The following is a 16,143-nucleotide window of genomic DNA, read 5'->3' as shown; positions in this document are numbered from 1 at the left end:
CGCGCTGTCCGGATGTCGCGTGAACAAAAGGTCAACGCTTGCCGTTGAGCGCCTTCACGATCGTTTTAGTGGGCGCGCTGGTGGCGATCCGTTGAATATCCGCCACGTGGACCCAGCGGCATCGAACGATCTCATTGCTTGCGCGCGGCTTGGCGCTCTTGGGCACATCGCAGAAAAAGACATGATGATGCTTCTGTCTTCCCCGATGCTGAAACAGAAATTTCGCCGACTTGCCGAGCAGGCGGGTCTCTTCCTTGAGTTCACGTAGCGCGGCTTCCGGCAAGTGCTCGCCTCGCTTGAGCATGCCGCCGGGCAGTGCCCATTTGGTGCGACGTCGCGCAACCAGCAGGATCCGGTTGCCTCGTCGGCAGATGACCGTGGCTCGCTTCCTCAAACTGGCTCCGAATATCTGGTTCTCTGCGTGGATGCGCAGGACGCGTCCTGCGGGCGGGTCTAAGTGTACTCAACACTTGCCTGATTGTGGAGCGCGCGATGACAGCGGCATTTCCCGGATTGCGCATTCGGCAACATGTGTTCCGCGTGTTTCGTGCAAGTGTCACACTGGTCGCATCAAATGATCGCTCACTTCATGGAGCAGCATCATGGCGCGCAACGAATACGTTCTCTTCAAAGGCAAGCTCAGCCTCGGCGTTCCTTTTCTCGACGGCTACAAAGGCGACCCGCATTATGTGATCGTCAGCGAGGACACGAATGGCAAGCCGTTCGCCATCGTCACCAATGTGAAATCCGACAGCTCGTTGGCGGGGCCAGCGGGCTATCTCGTGCTGTATCTCTGGGACCAGTACTTCGACCATCCGATGACCGCCGATCTCGGCAAATTGCCGGCGGGCGTTGCCACGTCGGACTTCCCGAAGCTCGACTACGTGCACGACAAACGCCTGCTCGATCTCAACGCGATGCGCCCGATCGCGCTCGACACGAAGAACGAGCGCAACGATATCAACGCGCTCCTCAACGAGATGTTGCAGCTCGATATGTCGGCGGACGGCGTCGACTACGTCTACAAGACGCCCGGTTATAGCGACAATCGTCTCGGTTGGAAGCCTGCCAAGGACGTCACCGTCTACGGCTTCGGCTTCCTGTTCGAACCGGGCAAGGACGGCCTGCACGAAACGCATATGAATCAGGGCAACCCGAAACCGGGCAAGGGATCGCATGTGAAAGACCACTCGAACGAAAACGGCGTGTTTCAGGACGGCGCGGTGATGGTCGAAGTGGACGGCAAGTTTCAGGCGCTGTTCGTCGCGTTCCAGACGCAACTCGTGCCGACCGATAATCGCGGCCGGCCGATTCCGGGGCAGTCTCACCCGATTCTGAACGGCGTGTCGGCGACGTCATGAAACGACGCACACGACGATGACTTCATGTCGATCCGCACGATGACAGGCACAATACGATGAATCCGCCATCCGTGCGGGTCCGACAGAGATCGCCGGGACCCGTCCATTCATCGTCGTCATGACCCACACCGATCCCACGAAGAATTCCCCGCGCTTCCTGTTGTTTCTGGTTTGCCTGTTCGCTTCGGCCGGACAACTCGCCATCGACATCTACGTGCCCGCGCTGCCCGCGATGGCGCGTTACTTCGCCACCTCGCCCCAGGCGATCCAGTCGAGCGTGTCCAGCTATATGGCGGCCTATGCGATCGGCCAGCTGGTGTTCGGCCCCATTGCCGATGCTTATGGACGCAAGAAGGTGCTGGCGTTCGGGCTCGTCGTCTTCACGCTCGGCTGCCTGCTGTCGCTCGCGGCGACGAGCCTCGAAACCTTTTTGCTCGCGCGCTGCCTGCAGGGCTTCGGCATTGCCGCGACGAACCTGCTCGCGAAGACCATCATCACCGATTCGTTCAAGGGCGAGGCGCTGCTGCACGCGTTCACGTACATGGCGATCGCGTGGGGACTCGCGCCGATCGTCGCGCCCGTGATCGGCGCGCATCTGCAGACATGGTTCGGCTGGAAAGCGTGTCTGGTGTTCCTGCTGATCTACTCGATCGTGATGTGGACGCTCGTGTGGCGCTACCGCGAGACCTTGCCGAAGCCCGTGCATCTCGAACTGGGCACGCTGATTTCGAACGCGGGCAAGGTGTTGTCGAGCCGCGTGTTTCAAAGCTGCTTTCTCGCGCAGGGTTTGTGCTACAGCATTCTGCTCGTGTTCAACATCGTCGGCCCCTTCATGGTGCAGAACACGCTGCACAAACCGCCGACCTATTTCGGCTATCTGGCGCTCGCCATCGGCATGATGTACTTTCTCGGCGGCCTGTCGAACCGCGTGTATCACGTGCGTCTGCCGAGCGCGGAGCAACGGTTGCGTATCGGTGCGCGCGTGATGGCGGGAGCATCGGTCGTCATGCTGCTGCTTTCGCTGACGATCGGTCTGACCATCTGGACGCTTGCCGCGCCCGTGCTCGTGATGGGCTTTTGCGCCGGCGCGATGTACCCGACGCTGATGGCGAAGGGAAATTCGCTCTTTCCGCATATCGCGGGCCTCACGGCGGCGATCCTGGGCTGCGCGCTGTTGCTGGTGTCGTCGGTGATGATGGCGCTGGCGGGCTTCGTTTCGGTGCAGATTCTGGCGCCGCTCGCGGTGTTTTTCGTGATTCTCGCGTTCACGGTGGTCGCGATGGTCACGCTGCTGCTGCGGCATCTGGAACAATCGCAGGCCACGCGCACGATGCGCGGCAGTACCGACGCGGCCTGATGCTTCACGGCGGTGCGCTCTGCAATGCATTGCAGAAAAGCTTGTTTGCCGACGCCTTTTTGACGGACTAGATTTGATCTGTCCACGCATCGAGGAGGCGAGCCATGCCGCACTTCCTGACTCATTACTGGCAGGCGATATCAGCCCCGGCGGGGCGCGTGCGTAAGCACTTCACGAACGAAGCAGCAGTGCCGGACGAAACCACGCGCGCGGAAAAGCTCGAACACATTTCCGTCTACGCGCGCGCGGGCTATTTCAACATGGGCTACACCGTCGACGCATTCCAGTTGCCCGGCGAATCGCCGCTGCACTGAAGCGAGCGGGCGCGACCAGGGCGCCTGATGCGGTGCGCTTCACGCACGGTCGTGCCTTTGTAGAATCTCAGGAATCCAAATCACGCGCTGCGCGCATAGCATCTCGCAAAGCCTTGGTTTGATGCGAGGACAGGCAACCGTACCATCGGAAGTTCCACTCTCTTCCGATTTACGTCGAATGCCCATGAACGTTCCTCGCTTTCCATCCGCCGCGCTCGGGATCGACCCCGGCGCGGCGCAAGATCGCACCACGGCCGCCGCCGCGCGCGTCAGCGATCCGCGCGCGCTCATCGATCTGCCGACGCGCGAGGTGCGCCGCCGCACCCCGTTCCAATGGTCCGCGCTGCGCTCGCGCGCGTTGCGTGTGGGCGTGCCGCTCGCGCTCATCTCACTGTGGCAACTCGCGTCGTCGCTGCAACTCGTCGCGCCTGAAACCTTGCCGCCGCCGACGGTCATCGTCGCCGCGCTGAAGGAACTGATCGCCGATGGCGAATTGCAAAGCGCGATCGGCGTGTCGCTGATGCGTGCGGCGACGGGCCTCGCGATCGGCGGCGGTATCGGCTTGTTCGCGGGGCTGTTCGCGGGACTGTGGCGCGTGGGCGAGGAGGTCGTCGATGCGCCTTTGCAGATGCTGCGCACGATTCCATTCATCGCACTGATCCCGCTTTTCATTACATGGTTCGGCATCGGCGAGGGCGCGAAGGTCGCGGTGATTCTCGCGGCCACGATCTTCCCGATGTATCTCAACACGTATGCGGGCGTGCGCGGCGTCGATCCGAAGTTGCTCGAAGCGGCGAGCGTGTTCGGCCTGTCGAACCGGCAGATCGCGCTGCGCATCATTCTGCCGACGGCGCTGCCTTCGATACTCGTGGGCGTGCGCTATTCATCGGCGGTGGCGCTTCTCGCGCTCGTCGTCGCGGAGCAGATCAACGCGCAGAACGGCATCGGCTACATCCTCGTGAACGCGAACCAGAATCAGCGCGCGGACATCATCATCGCGGGCATTCTGGTTTATGCGGCGCTCGGCATCGTGACCGATCTCATCATGCGCGCGCTCGAACATCTCGCTCTTCCGTGGAGGCCGCGCTTTGAACTCGCCTGATATCGCATTCGCCCGGTCCGTGCGCGACGAACGCGAGACCGCCCTCGAACTCGACAGCGTGAGCCGCGTATTCGACGGCCGCGCCGTGCTGAAGGACGTCTCGCTGAAGGTGAAGCGCGGCGAGTTCGTGTCGATGCTCGGCGCCTCGGGCGCGGGCAAGACGACGCTCTTGCGCATTCTCGCCGGACTCGATCAGGCCGATAGCGGGCGCGTGCGCGTGGCGGGCGCGCGCTCCGTCGTATTTCAGGAGCCGCGTCTCGTGCCCGCGAAACGCGTGTGGGAGAACGTCGTGATCGGTCATGACCGGCTCAACGCGGCGAAGCCGTCGGCGCTTGCGGCACTCGATGAAGTGGGCCTGACACGTAATGCAGATGGCTGGCCGAAGACGCTCTCGGGCGGCGAGGCGCAGCGTGTCGCGCTGGCGCGTGCGCTCGTGCGCGAGCCGAAGCTGTTGCTGCTCGATGAACCGTTCGCCGCGCTCGATGCGCTCACACGCATCCGCATGTATGAACTCGTCGCGCGTTTGTGGCGCGCGCATACGCCGGCTGTGGTGCTGGTCACGCATGACATCGACGAGGCGATTCTTCTGTCGGACCGCATCGTCGTGCTGTCGCAAGGAGAAATCAGCGCGGATGTCGTCGTCGATTTTCCGCGACCGCGCTCGCGCAGCGACGAAGCGGCCATCGCGCTCAGAACACGGCTGCTCGCCGAACTCGGCGTGACGCAGGATGCGCCGCAGAAGGCGGCATAACTCTTTCATTCACTCATCACACACTCATGCGCATCAGGAAACGTTTTACCGCTCTATTCGTTGCGAGTCTGTTCGCTGTGTCGGCCTCTGCCTTCGCCGATGAACCGCTCACCTTGACGATCGGCACGCAGGATGCCGCGTGGCCGCTCATCGTCGAAGCATCGCATGTGCTCGACGGCGCGCCGTACAAAGTGAAATGGGCCGTGCTCACCGGGCCCGCCGCGCAACTGTCCGCGCTCTATTCGAAAGTGCTCGACGTGGGGCTGATGGGCGATACGTCGCTCATCATCGAGCAGGGCAATGCGCGCGCGCCGTGGACGCCCGAGACCGCGCCCTTGCAGATCATCGCGGGATGGCGCAATCCGGACAGCAGCTATCCGCCGATCGTCACGGTCGTGCGCAAGGATGCGGATGTCAAGAATCTCGCCGATCTGCGCGGCAAGACGTGGGGCTATAACTTCGGCGGCTTCAACTATCTGCAATACGTGCTGTCGTATAACAAGGCCGATCTGAAGCCGAAGGATTTCCAGGGTGTGAAGTTCGGCGATGGCAACGTGTCGGCGTCGGCGTTCAATGCGGGGCAGGTCGCGGTGTATTCGGGCGGCTATGGGCCTGTGAAGGAAACGGTCGACAAGGGCGATGCGCGCGTCGTCATCAAGAGCGACGAGCTCGATATTCCGGCGTTGTCCGTCTTCACCGCGCGCACGGAAGTGCTGCGCGATCCGGCGAAGAGCCGCGCGCTCGGCGATTTTCTCGGGCGTCTGAAGAACTCCTGGACCTGGTGGGCGCAGAACGTGCCGGCTGTCGAGAAGATCTATCTGGAGAAGATGAAGCAGAGCCCGGCGCGGGCGAAGTTCTCGGCGGAGAATGGGCGCTCGGTGTTTTATCCGCTCGACAAGACACTCGTCGCGCGCGAGCAGCGCATTGCCGATGCGCTATATCGGTCGGGGGATATCAAGAACAAGATCGCGGTCGATATCGAGTTCAATCCGGTGTTCGATGCGCAGGCGGTGGCGGCGCGGTGATCCACATCGGCTCATGCGAACAGGCGCGCCGTGGAGCGCGCCTTTTTTCACTCATCGATCGCTGAATAAGGATGCGCATACGTGAACGGATCACACAGCAGCTCATTCAACGCAAACTGTCCTACGGCGTGATACTTCCAGCGCACGCTATCGTGCAACGTGTGCGTTCTTGCATTGCGCCAGTGCCGGTCCAGGTTATGCGTTTCCAATGTCGATTGCGTGCCCGCCAGTTCGAAGAGCTTGTTGGCCGCATCGAGCGCAAACTGCGTCGTGAGTATCTTCGCCTCGGCCGTAGCGACGATCGCCGCAGCGACATCGGCACGTGCTGCTTCGTCACGCGCGGCGTCGATCAAACCCGCGGCACGCGCCGTCAATGCCTGCGCCGCGTGATAGTCGACGGTCAACGATCCGATGTCGCGCAACGTGTACGGGTCCTCGACCGCGCGCGTCGCGCCACTGCCACGCGCCGGATGCGATAACTCCTTCAGGAATCGCTTCGTATCGTCGAGCGCCGCGCGCCCGATGCCAAGATCGATCGCCGCATGAATGAGCTGCGATACCGCGTTCGCCGCATCGATGTGTCCGCTTCGGCCACGCTTCACGATCTGCAATGCATCGAGCTCGACGTGATCGAGCCGCACCTGGCCGCTCGCCGTCGTGCGCTGACCGAAGCCGGACCAATCGTCGATGACCTCGACGCCGCGCGCATGCCGTGCGACGAACGCCGTGACGGGAAGACCATCGTCGTCAAGCGCCGCGACGGGAATCCAGTCCGCGAACAGCGCGCCCGTCGAATAGACCTTGCGGCCGGAGAGCACGAAACCACTTTCGCCGCGATGCACGCGCGTCTCATGCTCGGAAGGCAAACGATCGCCCGGCTCGGCGGTGGCGTTGCCGAAACGCTCTCCCGCGAGCGCGCGGGAAAAGAAGAAGTCCTGCTGGCTCGCCGTGCCGTCATGCCGAAGCCGTTCGAGCGTGGCGAAATGATTCTGCGGAATCTGCCCGAGCGACGAATCCGCCGCCGATATCAGTTCGAACACGTCAGCGATCGTGCGCACTGAAACATCCGCGCCGCCGAACGCGCGCGGCACGCTGATGCCCCACAATCCCGACGCGCTGAATGCCTCGACTTCGTTCACAGGCAAATTCCGCTCACGGTCGCGATGCGATGCTTCCACGGCAAATTCACGCGCAAGCCGACGCGCGATCTCGATTGATTCGTTATCCGATTTGATGATGCTGGCGCGATGAATGTAGGTCATGATTGCCTCACGCCGCACGCGCCGCGCGCGCGTACTGACTGTCGGGCCGCGGCAAGCCCAGATGTTCCCGCAATGTCGTGCCTTCGTAATCGCGCCGGAAGATGCCCTTCTTCTGCAGCAGCGGCACGACATGGTCGACGAACGCCGCAAGCCCGGAAGGGAACACATCCGCGTTCAGGTTGAAGCCGTCCGCGCCGCGCTCGTTGAACCAGCGCGCGATATCGTCGGCGATCTGCTCCGGCGTGCCCACGATGATCCGATGCGCGCCCGGATTGCGATCCAGCAGATCGCGCACGGTGAGGTTTTCGCTTTTGGCAAGCGCAACCGTCGAATCGATGAAGCCGCGCGAGAGATCCGAGCGCGCAACCTTTCCGATCCGCTCATAAGGCAGCGGCGCATCGATATGCAGATCATCCGGCGCGAGGCCCAGCGCGCCCGCAAGACGCGCGACTTCGCGATCGGTATCGAGCAGCGCATCGAGTTCGGCCTTGCGTTCGCGCGCTTCGCGCTCGGTGCCGCCGATCACCGGGTACAAACCGGGCAGCAGCAGAAAATGATCGGGATTGCGTCCATGCAGACGCACGCGCTCTTTCATCTCCGCATAGAAAGCCTGCGCAGTCGGCAAGGTGGTTTGCGCGGTGAACACGGCATCGGCGAAACGCGCGGCCAGCGCACGTCCGCCTTCGGACGAACCCGCCTGCACGAGCACCGGCCGTCCCTGCGGACTGCGCGGCACGGTCAGCGGACCGCGCACCGAAAAGTATGTCCCGCGATGCTCGATCGCATGCACGCGCGATGGATCGGCATAGCGGCCCGTCGCCCGATCGGCGACGAAGGCATCGTCTTCCCAGCTATCCCACAGCTTCGTCACCACTTCGACGAACTCCTGCGCGCGCGCATAGCGCTCGTCGGTGGTGAGCGGCACGTCGTGGCTGAAGTTCGCGGCGGCGGCGGCATCGTAAGTCGTGACCGCATTGAAGGCGACCCGCCCGCCGCTCAGATGATCGACGGATGCGAAGCGCCGCGCGAGATTGAAGGGATCGTTGAAGGTCGTCGACGCAGTGCCGATCAGGCCGACATGCGTCGTCGCGCCCGCGAGCGCGGTCAGCAGCACGGTCGGTTCCAGCGCCTGCGACGGCCCTTCGGCGTGATTGCGCAGCGCGAGCAGATCGGAGAGAAACACCGCATCGAGCTTGCCGCGCTCGGCGATCGTGGCGATCTCCTTGAAGAAGTTCAGATCGATGATCGAGCGCGGATTGTCGAGCGTGCGCCATCCGGCGGGATGGCGTCCGACGCCGGTGATGTTGGTGTTCAGATGCAGTTGGCGCGTGTGGCTCATGACGTCGTATGAAGAAACGGTTGATGGAACGACTGGTCCGATGCGGGAACGCGCAAGCCTGCTTCGACGAGCAGCGGCAGTACCGCATCGCCGAAGTACGCGAGATCGGGTTCGAAGTCGAAGAAGGTGAGTTGCACGCCGTCGCATCCGGCGCGCTTCAATGCGAGCAATTGCTCGACGATCTGTTCGGGCGAGCCGATCAGATGCAGATTGCCGCCGAGAATGCGCTGCTCGCGCTTGTGCTGCGCCCACGCTTTCGCGTCGCTCTTGCCGTGCATGCCGACAAATCCATCTAGCGCGCCTTCGTCGGCATGCGCGACGATCGCATCGTGATATTCGCGCGCCTCGCGCTCGGTCGGCCGGCATACGATGGTCGGATTGATCAGCGTGCGCACGCGTCGGTTCACGCGCCGCGCGCTCTCGCGAATCGTCGCGGTATGCGCGGGCAAGGCCGCGATGGCGTCATCGAAGGCCGCGCCCGCCGGGCTCGTGATGAAGATGAGGTCCGAATGCCGCACGGCGTAATCGATGCCCGCCGCCGATCCCGTCGCATTCACCAGCACAGGGCGATGAAAGCGCGGTCGCGGACTCACGAACGCATCGTTCAGTTGCCAGTGTTTGGTCCTGATGTGCTGGTTCGCGTCGCTGCGCCAGAGCGTATCGAGCACGCCGACGAACTCCGCCGCGCGCACATAGCGCTCGTCGTGCTCGATCATCGGCTGGCCGAACATCGCCCATTCGCTCGCCACATGTCCCGTCACCAGATTGATGCCCCAGCGCCCGCCCGAGATGTGATCGAGCGTCGCGCCGAACTTGGCGAGATGCAGCGGATGCCACGGCCCGTAGAGCGCATGCACGGTCGAGATCAGCAGGATGCGCTCGGTGATCGCGGCGAGCGCGCTGGTCGCGATGAACGCATCGAGCGATTGCTCGCGATACTTGAGCGCGCCGCCGTGCCCGTTCTTGCCGAGCCATTGCGCGAGACCGAACACGAGATCGAAACCGAGCGCTTCGGCCTTTTGCGTGAGGCGCGCGTTGTAGTCGAAGCGCCAGTCGGTGCCGCGCGGCAGCGTCGAGATCGACCAGCCGCCGTTCTGGATCGGCAGGAACAGGCCGAGCATCAGCGGTTGCTGAAACGCGGCATGCAACGGGCTGCCGGGGATGTCGGCGGGGCTCGTGGCGCCGTCGAACGCGGCTGTCATACGGTGCTCTCCTTCAGCGCGCTCAGACGCGCGTGGCTGCGCTGCGCCGTCGCCGTGCCGAAGTCGAGCACGTCGATCGAGGCGATCGCGTCGCGCTCCAGTTGCGCGACGAGTTGCAGTTCCCACGCGAGATACGCGTTCATCTGTTCGGCGACGCGGCCCGGTTCGGCGTGATAGGGGCTGTACCAGGCGTCGTCGTCGCCGGTGAGGTTGTGCGCATCGCCTGCATCGAGCGGCAGGCCGAGCGCGCTCCAGCGGCGCGTGCCGCCGCTCAGCGCGGCGATCTCCGGCCGATGCTGCGCAAGTTCAGCGGCGACGAGACCGGCGAGCACGCCATCCTCCGACGTGAGCACGAGTTGCGTGCCGTGCGCGAAGTCGTTCAGACGCGCGAGCAGTTCGCTCGCCGCGATGAAGCGCGCGCCGCTCACGTGGCCGCGCCTGAACGCGAGACTGCTGTCGATATCGATCGCCTGCGCCTTGCCTGCTTCGATCGCTTCGCGCAACCGGTCCGGCTCGACCCAGCGCGTGCGCGCGCCATGCGGCCGCACGGCGAGCGGCTCGGGACCGGCTTCGAGCGCGTCGGCGGTGAGCGCGGCGCTGGCGGTGTCGTCGAGCACGCGCACGTCGAGATAGCCGAGCTGCTTCAGCCACGATGCGCTCATGCGGGCGCGTACGCCGTCATCGTCGCGCAGCACCACGCGCGCGTGCAGCGTGCCGATGTATTCGTCGGTGGCCTGCACGAGCTGGCCGCCCGGCGCCGAGCGCCAGCCCGACGGATGGCCCGCTTCGTATTCGAGCGGATCGCGCACGTCGAAGCGATACAGCGTGCGCTCGCCGCTTTCGCGCTCCAGCGCGGCGAGCGTCTCGCGATCGATCACCGGCACGCCAGCCTTGCGCGCGGCGGCGCTCGCGAGTTCACGCGCGGCGGCGAGCGTGGCCGCATCGGGACGCGGCGCGGTGCGGATGTTGCCGTGCTCGAGTTCGAGACCCGCGAGCAGCCACGACATCGAGCCGCCCGTCAGCGCCGCGACCGGATTCGGCACGCCCGCATTGATGAGCGACTGCGCGCCGAGGATGCTGCGCGTGCGGCCCGCGCAATTCACGACGATCAGCGTCTCGGGCGACGGCGCCGCCGCGAGCGCGCGATAGACGAGCTCCGCACCCGCGCAGTCGATGCCGCCGGGAATGTTCATCGTGTTGAATTCGCCGAAGGGACGCGAGTCGAGCACGACGAGATCATCGCCCGCATCCTGTCGCGCCTTCAGTGTGTCGGCGTCGATGTTGGGCGTGTGCAGTTCGTGTTCGATGACTTCGCCGAAGGCCTTGCCGGGCACGTTGGTGCCGCTGAAAACCTCGAAGCCCGCGTTCGCCCAGCCGTCGATGCCGCCTTCGAGTATCGACACATCCGTATAGCCCCAGCGCGCGAGCAGGGCGGCGGCGCGCGGCGTGTGCTCGCCGTGCGTATCGACGAGGACGATGGGCGTGCCGCGCCTCGGCACGAGCCGCGCGATCACGAGCCCGAGCCGTCCGACCGGCGCGACCGACGAATAGAACAGCCGCCTTCGCGCAGACACGCCTTCCTCGCGGACATCGAGCACGGCGAGTTCGGAACGTTGAGCAATGAGCGTGCGCAATTGCGCGGGAGACACGAAGCGGGACATGGGCGATGAATCCTGTGCAGGTTGTCGAAAATGAGGCATCACGCGTAGGGCGGGCCGCCGCCGTCGACGTACAGCCGCGTTCCGGTGACGAAGCGCGCATCGTCGGAAAGCAGATACGTCACCGCTGCCGCGACGTCTTCCGGCGTACCGGGACCGTCGAGCGCGGTGAGGCGCGTCGGTTCGTCGCCGGCTTGCGTGGTGGCCATCGCATCGAAGCGCGGCGAGCGGATCGGGCCGGGCGCGACCGCGTTCACGCGCACGCCCTGCGGACCGTACTTGCGGCCGAGCCCTTGCACGAGCAGATCGAGCGCGGCGTTCACGCTCGAACCGGGAAAGTGATTCGGCGGCGGCGCGATGCCGCCGCGCCCGCTGATCACGACGATCGCACCACGCCCCTGCGCGATGAAGCGCGGCAGCGCGGCGCGGATCGGTCGCACGGAGCCGAGCAGCTTGGCGTCGATGACGCGTTGCCAGTCGTCGTCGGTGAGATCGAGGAAATCGCCGAACGCGGCGACGTTCGTGCTCGTGACGAGCCCGTCGAGACGCCCGAAACGCTCTTCGATCTGCGCGAACGCGGTGCGCACGCTGCGATCGTCGGCGACATCGACGGATAGCGGCAGTACGCTCGGCAAGTCCGCGAAGCGCTGCGCATCGACATTGCGCGACGACGCGATCACATGCGCGCCCGCCTGCGCGAGCCGTGTCACGGTCGCCGCGCCCAATGCGCCAAATGCGCCCGTCACCCAGAACACGCGGTCTTCGAAGGTCGAACTCATGGTGTGCTCCAACTGCCGTCGACGACGGTCGTGCGGAAAAAAAGGATCATCTTCGTCGCGCAGTCCGGCATCACAAACCGATCATTTCACGGATGCTTTTGAATGAATCGATGCTTTGAATAGCTGCGTATCTGCGAACGTCGCACACGCGTGTGGTATAAGCACCGCATGCGCGCGCCCGCTCGCGGCGCGCAACGAACGTGACAGGAGCATGCAGTGAGAAGGACCGCCGAAAACAAGTTGAAGGTGGTCGCAGTGCGGGTCGATCCACAATTCGAGCAACGGCTGCGACTATTGGCAGAGGTGACGGGGCGCAAGCAATCGTTCTTTCTTCAGCAGATGATCGAGAACGGCATCGGCGCTCTGGAAGAGACCTGGCTGCCGGCCGACGTGCTCGAACAGGTCCGCAGCGGTGCGCTGCCGGTAAGGGACGAGAGCGTGGGCACCGCCGATCTCTTCGGTGACGAGGCATGATCGAATCGCGCTTCGCCGCTCCCGACGCGCCATCCGGCGATGGCGCGCTCGCGCGCATCGTCTTCGGCGCGACGAGCGGGCGGCCGGTCATCGAGGACGGCGTGCCGACGCTGCATCTCAGGATGACCGACGACGCGCGCGAAGGCTTCGCCGAAATCTGGCGCAGCGCCGGGCCGGTCCGCAGCGGCGCCTTCAACGATCTGGTCTTCGCTCACGACGACGCATTCCTCTTTTGCGCCGGCTACATCCCGTCGTCCGGCCGATACACCGAAGCCACGCGTAAAGCCTATGCCGACGCGTTCGCGCTCGTCGGCGAACTGAACTTCCCGAAGATCTTTCGCATGTGGAACTTCATTCCCCACATCAATGGCGAGAATGGGGAAGGGCTCGAGGTGTATCGCGACTTTTGCCGTGGCCGCGCCGTCGCATTCGAGCAGGATTACGCGCACGCATCGGGCATGCCGGCGGCGACGGGCATCGGTACATGGGGCAACGGCGTCGGCTTCTACTTTCTCGCATGCCGCGAAGGCGCGGTGCGGCATATCGAGAATTCGCGTCAGACGCCCGCGTATGAGTACCCGCAGCGTTACGGTCCGAAGTCGCCGAGCTTCGCGCGCGGCACGCTGCTGGGCGATACGCTGTTCGTATCGGGCACGGCCAGCATTCTCGGACACGAGACGATGCACGAGGGCGATCTCGAACGCCAGTGGAGTGTCGCGATCAGCAACATCGCGCATCTGATCGGCGCGGACAATCTCGGCGCGCAAGGCGTGGACGGCGGCTACACGCTGCGCGATCTCGACCAGATCAAGGTGTATTACCGGCATGCAGCGGATCTGCCTGCCGTGACGAAACTGGCGCAGGCCGCGTTTCATCCGGATGCGAGCATCCGCTATCTGCAAGTGGATATCTGCCGCGCCGATCTGCTCGTCGAGATGGAAGGCATCGCGTTACATCGGCGCTCAGACTGAGGCCGATTGCCTGAGCGTCTTCACGAGCAGGCTGTGCAGGCTATCAACAGCTTTCGAGCCGCGCGAGTCGCGGCTTCGATATACCGCCACTTCCATCGGTTCGAGCGGCCCGAGACCTTCGTCGCTGCCCAGAATGCGCAGATGTCCTGGCGCGCTGCATTGTGTCAGCGCCGCGACCGCCAGACCGCTTTCGACGGCGGCGATCTGCCCGGCCAGACTCGAACTGTTGTAGACCACCTTGTAGCGGCGTCCTTGCTGCGCGAGCGAATTGATCGCGCCGCGCCGCGCGAGGCTCGCGCTTTCGTAGACGGCGATCGGCAACGGATCGCGCCGCCATAGCTCGAATTGCGCCGCGCCGACCCACACCAGCGGTTCATGGAACAGCAGCGTGCCGCGACGGCCGTGGTCGCGCGACACGAGCGCGATATCGAGTTCGCCATTCGCAACGCGCGGAATGAGCGAGGTCGATTGCTCGCAGATCAGTTCGATCTCGACGCCGCTATGGCGCGGCGCGAAGCGTTTGAGCACGGGCGTCAGATATTTCGCCGCGTAGTCGTCGGGCACGCCTAGCCGCACGCGGCCGGTGAGTTGCTCGCCTTGCAGCGCGACGTGCGCTTCCGCATGCAGATCAAGAATGCGGCGTGCGTAGCCGAGCAGCGTCTGCCCGTCATGCGTGAGTTCCAGCGTGCGCGCGCCGCGCTCGATGAGCCGCAGTCCCAGCGCGCTTTCGAGCTTCTTCAACTGCATGCTCACCGCCGATTGCGAGCGATGCACTTCGCCCGCCGCGCTCGACAGCGAACCCGCGTCGACGACCGCGACGAAGCACTTGAGCCAGTCCGTTTGCAGATCGTGTCGTTTCATCGGTTTCAGAAGTTGCTTTCGATAATCGAATGGATAGTGTTCGAATTATGCGCTTTTCGTTGAATCGGATGCGGCACACACTGCGTCCATGAATACGAACCCGACATCGCCCCAGACGGCATCGCGCTTTGCAGCGCGTGCGCAATCCCACAGTGCGGCGGGCGCATGGCCTTTTCTGCTCGGCTGCGCGCTGCTCGGCACGATCGGCATTTTTCTGCACGAAGCCAAAGCCGATCCGTTGACGGCGACGTGGTTTCGCTGCGCATTCGGCTTGCTGGGAATGAGCGTCTGGGTCGTGCTGCGCGGACAAACACGGTTTCTGCGCCTGACGCGCACGACGGGTCCGTGGGTGCTCGCCGCCAGCGTGCTGATGGTCTTGAGCTGGTCGCTGTTCTTCAGCGCAGTCGAGCGGATTTCGGCGGGCGTGGCCATCGTGCTGTTCCATGTTCAGCCGATGTGGGTGCTGGTGCTCGCATCGTGCCTGCTGAAGGAGGCGATCGGCAGGCAGCGCATCGCGGCGGTATCGGTCGCGATGATCGGCCTCGTCATGGCGACGGGCATCGTCGAGCACGGCGCGAGCGGCACGTTCGAGCCGGGCTACTGGATCGGCGTCGGCGCGTGCCTGGCGGGGTCGTTGTGCATGGCGTGCGTGACCATCATCGCGAAACGCTTGCGTGAACTGCCCGCTGGCACGCTCGCGTGGTGGCAATGCGCGGTCGGCACGTTGCTCCTGTGGGTCTGGCCGATGCAGCAGGGCTGGCCCGCGTGGGGCGTGTCCTGGGCGTGGCTCGCGGGGCTCGGGCTGATTCACACGGGCCTCGCGTACACGCTGATGTATATCGGCATGGCGCGACTCGATACGGCGCGTGTCGCGGTGTTCCAGTTCGTTTATCCGGCGATGGCGATCGTCATCGACTGGCTGTATTTCGATCAGCGTCTGAGTGGGGTGCAACTTGCGGGCGTCGTGTCGATGTCGGTGGCGATCTGGTTCGCGGAGCGGGGGCGGGGTGGGTGACGCAAGCAGTCGTCTGTGTGCGATACTATGAACATTGTTTATGCACATAGGGGATGCACATGGCCCACGCTTTCGTTACGCGCGCGGACCTTCAGTCGACAGTCCAGCCCGAGAGGGGCGCCAGAGTTACACGCAAGCCAACCAACGTTTCTCTGCCGTCGGATCTGCTGGAGCGCGCCAGGGAACTCAACGTCAATGTTTCGCGTGCGAGCGAACGCGGGTTGCGTGAAGAGGTTCAGGAAGTCGAGGCCCGCCAGTGGGCCGAGCAAAACGCCGAACTCGTGAAGGCCTACACCGCGATGGTGGAACGGGAAGGCCTGCCTTTGGCGAAATATCGGACGTTCTGATGGCTCGTTTTGACCTCTATCTCAACCCCAACGAAGATTCGCGAAACAGCACGCCCTACGTGGTCGATGTACAAAGCGATCATGTCGGCAGTCTGCCGACTCGCGTGGTGATTCCCCTACGGCGTTCGAACCTTCTGGGCTACACGGGCGCGCCATCCGATCTGCTCCCGAGCTTCGTGATCGACGGCGAAGACTGTTTCCTGGACACGCCTGCGATGGCCGCCGTTCCGGCCGGTGTGCTTGGCAAAAGGATCGGATCGCTTGGTGAATTCCGTGGCCTGATTGCTGACGCGCGAGATCGACTCTTCGGCGGATACTGACGAAG

The 16,143-nt window shown here is 64.1% G+C and carries 18 protein-coding genes; 11 read left to right on the top strand and 7 right to left on the bottom strand.

What is annotated here, in order from left to right; all coding sequences use genetic code 11:
• Positions 1–31 precede the first annotated feature (31 nt).
• Positions 32–394, bottom strand: coding sequence for an NUDIX hydrolase (locus AWB80_RS28370; protein WP_061177995.1), 363 nt, complete (start codon positions 392–394; stop codon positions 32–34).
• 208 nt (positions 395–602) lie between these two features.
• On the opposite strand from AWB80_RS28370, the gene AWB80_RS28365 reads away from it, so the two are divergent.
• From AWB80_RS28365 to AWB80_RS28340, 6 genes are all read left to right on the top strand, one after another.
• Positions 603–1,361 carry a DUF2278 family protein gene (locus AWB80_RS28365; RefSeq protein WP_061177994.1) on the top strand — a complete coding sequence of 253 codons (759 nt, stop codon included), beginning with the start codon at positions 603–605 and terminating at the stop codon, positions 1,359–1,361.
• A gap of 118 nt (positions 1,362–1,479) precedes the next feature.
• Positions 1,480–2,718, top strand: a complete 1,239-nt coding sequence (locus AWB80_RS28360; protein ID WP_061177993.1) for a multidrug effflux MFS transporter — start codon at positions 1,480–1,482, stop codon at positions 2,716–2,718.
• 104 nt (positions 2,719–2,822) lie between these two features.
• Positions 2,823–3,032, top strand: coding sequence for a hypothetical protein (locus AWB80_RS28355; protein ID WP_061177992.1), 210 nt, complete (start codon positions 2,823–2,825; stop codon positions 3,030–3,032).
• 184 nt (positions 3,033–3,216) lie between these two features.
• Positions 3,217–4,134 carry an ABC transporter permease gene (locus AWB80_RS28350; RefSeq protein ID WP_061177991.1) on the top strand — a complete coding sequence of 306 codons (918 nt, stop codon included), beginning with the start codon at positions 3,217–3,219 and terminating at the stop codon, positions 4,132–4,134.
• On the top strand, positions 4,121–4,885 hold the full coding sequence (locus AWB80_RS28345; protein ID WP_087131647.1) for an ABC transporter ATP-binding protein: 765 nt from the start codon (positions 4,121–4,123) through the stop codon (positions 4,883–4,885). The genes AWB80_RS28350 and AWB80_RS28345 overlap by 14 nt, the downstream gene beginning before the upstream one ends.
• Positions 4,886–4,962: 77 nt before the next feature.
• Positions 4,963–5,910: an ABC transporter substrate-binding protein gene (locus AWB80_RS28340; protein ID WP_244206766.1), complete on the top strand. Its 948-nt coding sequence runs from the start codon at positions 4,963–4,965 to the stop codon at positions 5,908–5,910.
• 47 nt (positions 5,911–5,957) lie between these two features.
• On the opposite strand, the gene AWB80_RS28335 is transcribed toward AWB80_RS28340, so the two are convergent.
• Genes AWB80_RS28335 through AWB80_RS28315 form a run of 5 tightly spaced genes read right to left on the bottom strand, consistent with a single transcriptional unit; the run spans position 5,958 to position 12,150 of the window.
• Positions 5,958–7,172 carry an SfnB family sulfur acquisition oxidoreductase gene (locus AWB80_RS28335; protein WP_061177989.1) on the bottom strand — a complete coding sequence of 405 codons (1,215 nt, stop codon included), beginning with the start codon at positions 7,170–7,172 and terminating at the stop codon, positions 5,958–5,960.
• Positions 7,173–7,179: 7 nt separating this feature from the next.
• Positions 7,180–8,511: an LLM class flavin-dependent oxidoreductase gene (locus AWB80_RS28330; protein WP_061177988.1), complete on the bottom strand. Its 1,332-nt coding sequence runs from the start codon at positions 8,509–8,511 to the stop codon at positions 7,180–7,182.
• Complete coding sequence (locus AWB80_RS28325) at positions 8,508–9,713, bottom strand: LLM class flavin-dependent oxidoreductase (protein ID WP_061177987.1); 1,206 nt, start codon at positions 9,711–9,713, stop codon at positions 8,508–8,510. Before AWB80_RS28325 ends, AWB80_RS28330 begins: the two co-directional genes overlap by 4 nt.
• Entirely contained in the window at positions 9,710–11,374 is a 1,665-nt protein-coding gene (locus AWB80_RS28320) for a rhodanese-like domain-containing protein (RefSeq protein WP_061177986.1), read from the bottom strand. Before AWB80_RS28320 ends, AWB80_RS28325 begins: the two co-directional genes overlap by 4 nt.
• Positions 11,375–11,412: 38 nt before the next feature.
• On the bottom strand, positions 11,413–12,150 hold the full coding sequence (locus AWB80_RS28315) for an SDR family NAD(P)-dependent oxidoreductase (protein WP_061177985.1): 738 nt from the start codon (positions 12,148–12,150) through the stop codon (positions 11,413–11,415).
• Positions 12,151–12,366: 216 nt separating this feature from the next.
• Between AWB80_RS28315 and AWB80_RS28310 the strand changes: the two genes are divergently transcribed.
• Both AWB80_RS28310 and AWB80_RS28305 read left to right on the top strand, forming a co-directional pair.
• The gene (locus AWB80_RS28310; RefSeq protein WP_061177984.1) at positions 12,367–12,624 is read left to right on the top strand and encodes a hypothetical protein; all 258 of its coding nucleotides are present in this window, start codon (positions 12,367–12,369) and stop codon (positions 12,622–12,624) included.
• Positions 12,621–13,595 (top strand): FkbO/Hyg5 family chorismatase, encoded by a 975-nt coding sequence (locus tag AWB80_RS28305; protein ID WP_061177983.1) that lies wholly within the window; start codon positions 12,621–12,623, stop codon positions 13,593–13,595. Before AWB80_RS28310 ends, AWB80_RS28305 begins: the two co-directional genes overlap by 4 nt.
• Here the strand turns inward: AWB80_RS28305 and AWB80_RS28300 are convergent.
• On the bottom strand, positions 13,587–14,456 hold the full coding sequence (locus AWB80_RS28300) for a LysR family transcriptional regulator (RefSeq protein ID WP_061177982.1): 870 nt from the start codon (positions 14,454–14,456) through the stop codon (positions 13,587–13,589). The two genes, AWB80_RS28305 and AWB80_RS28300, sit on opposite strands and share 9 nt — an antisense overlap.
• A gap of 88 nt (positions 14,457–14,544) precedes the next feature.
• Here AWB80_RS28300 and AWB80_RS28295 point away from each other — a divergent pair, with 88 nt between their 5' ends.
• The 3 genes from AWB80_RS28295 to AWB80_RS28285 are packed head-to-tail and all read left to right on the top strand — an operon-like array spanning position 14,545 to position 16,138.
• Positions 14,545–15,471, top strand: coding sequence for a DMT family transporter (locus AWB80_RS28295; RefSeq protein WP_087131645.1), 927 nt, complete (start codon positions 14,545–14,547; stop codon positions 15,469–15,471).
• Positions 15,472–15,530: 59 nt separating this feature from the next.
• On the top strand, positions 15,531–15,818 hold the full coding sequence (locus AWB80_RS28290; RefSeq protein ID WP_061178024.1) for a type II toxin-antitoxin system CcdA family antitoxin: 288 nt from the start codon (positions 15,531–15,533) through the stop codon (positions 15,816–15,818).
• Positions 15,818–16,138, top strand: a complete 321-nt coding sequence (locus AWB80_RS28285; protein WP_061177981.1) for a CcdB family protein — start codon at positions 15,818–15,820, stop codon at positions 16,136–16,138. The genes AWB80_RS28290 and AWB80_RS28285 overlap by 1 nt, the downstream gene beginning before the upstream one ends.
• Positions 16,139–16,143 lie beyond the last annotated feature (5 nt).

This window comes from Caballeronia pedi (assembly GCF_001544915.2).
Taxonomy (GTDB): domain Bacteria; phylum Pseudomonadota; class Gammaproteobacteria; order Burkholderiales; family Burkholderiaceae; genus Caballeronia; species Caballeronia pedi.
This window is presented reverse-complemented; position numbering and strand designations above follow the sequence as displayed.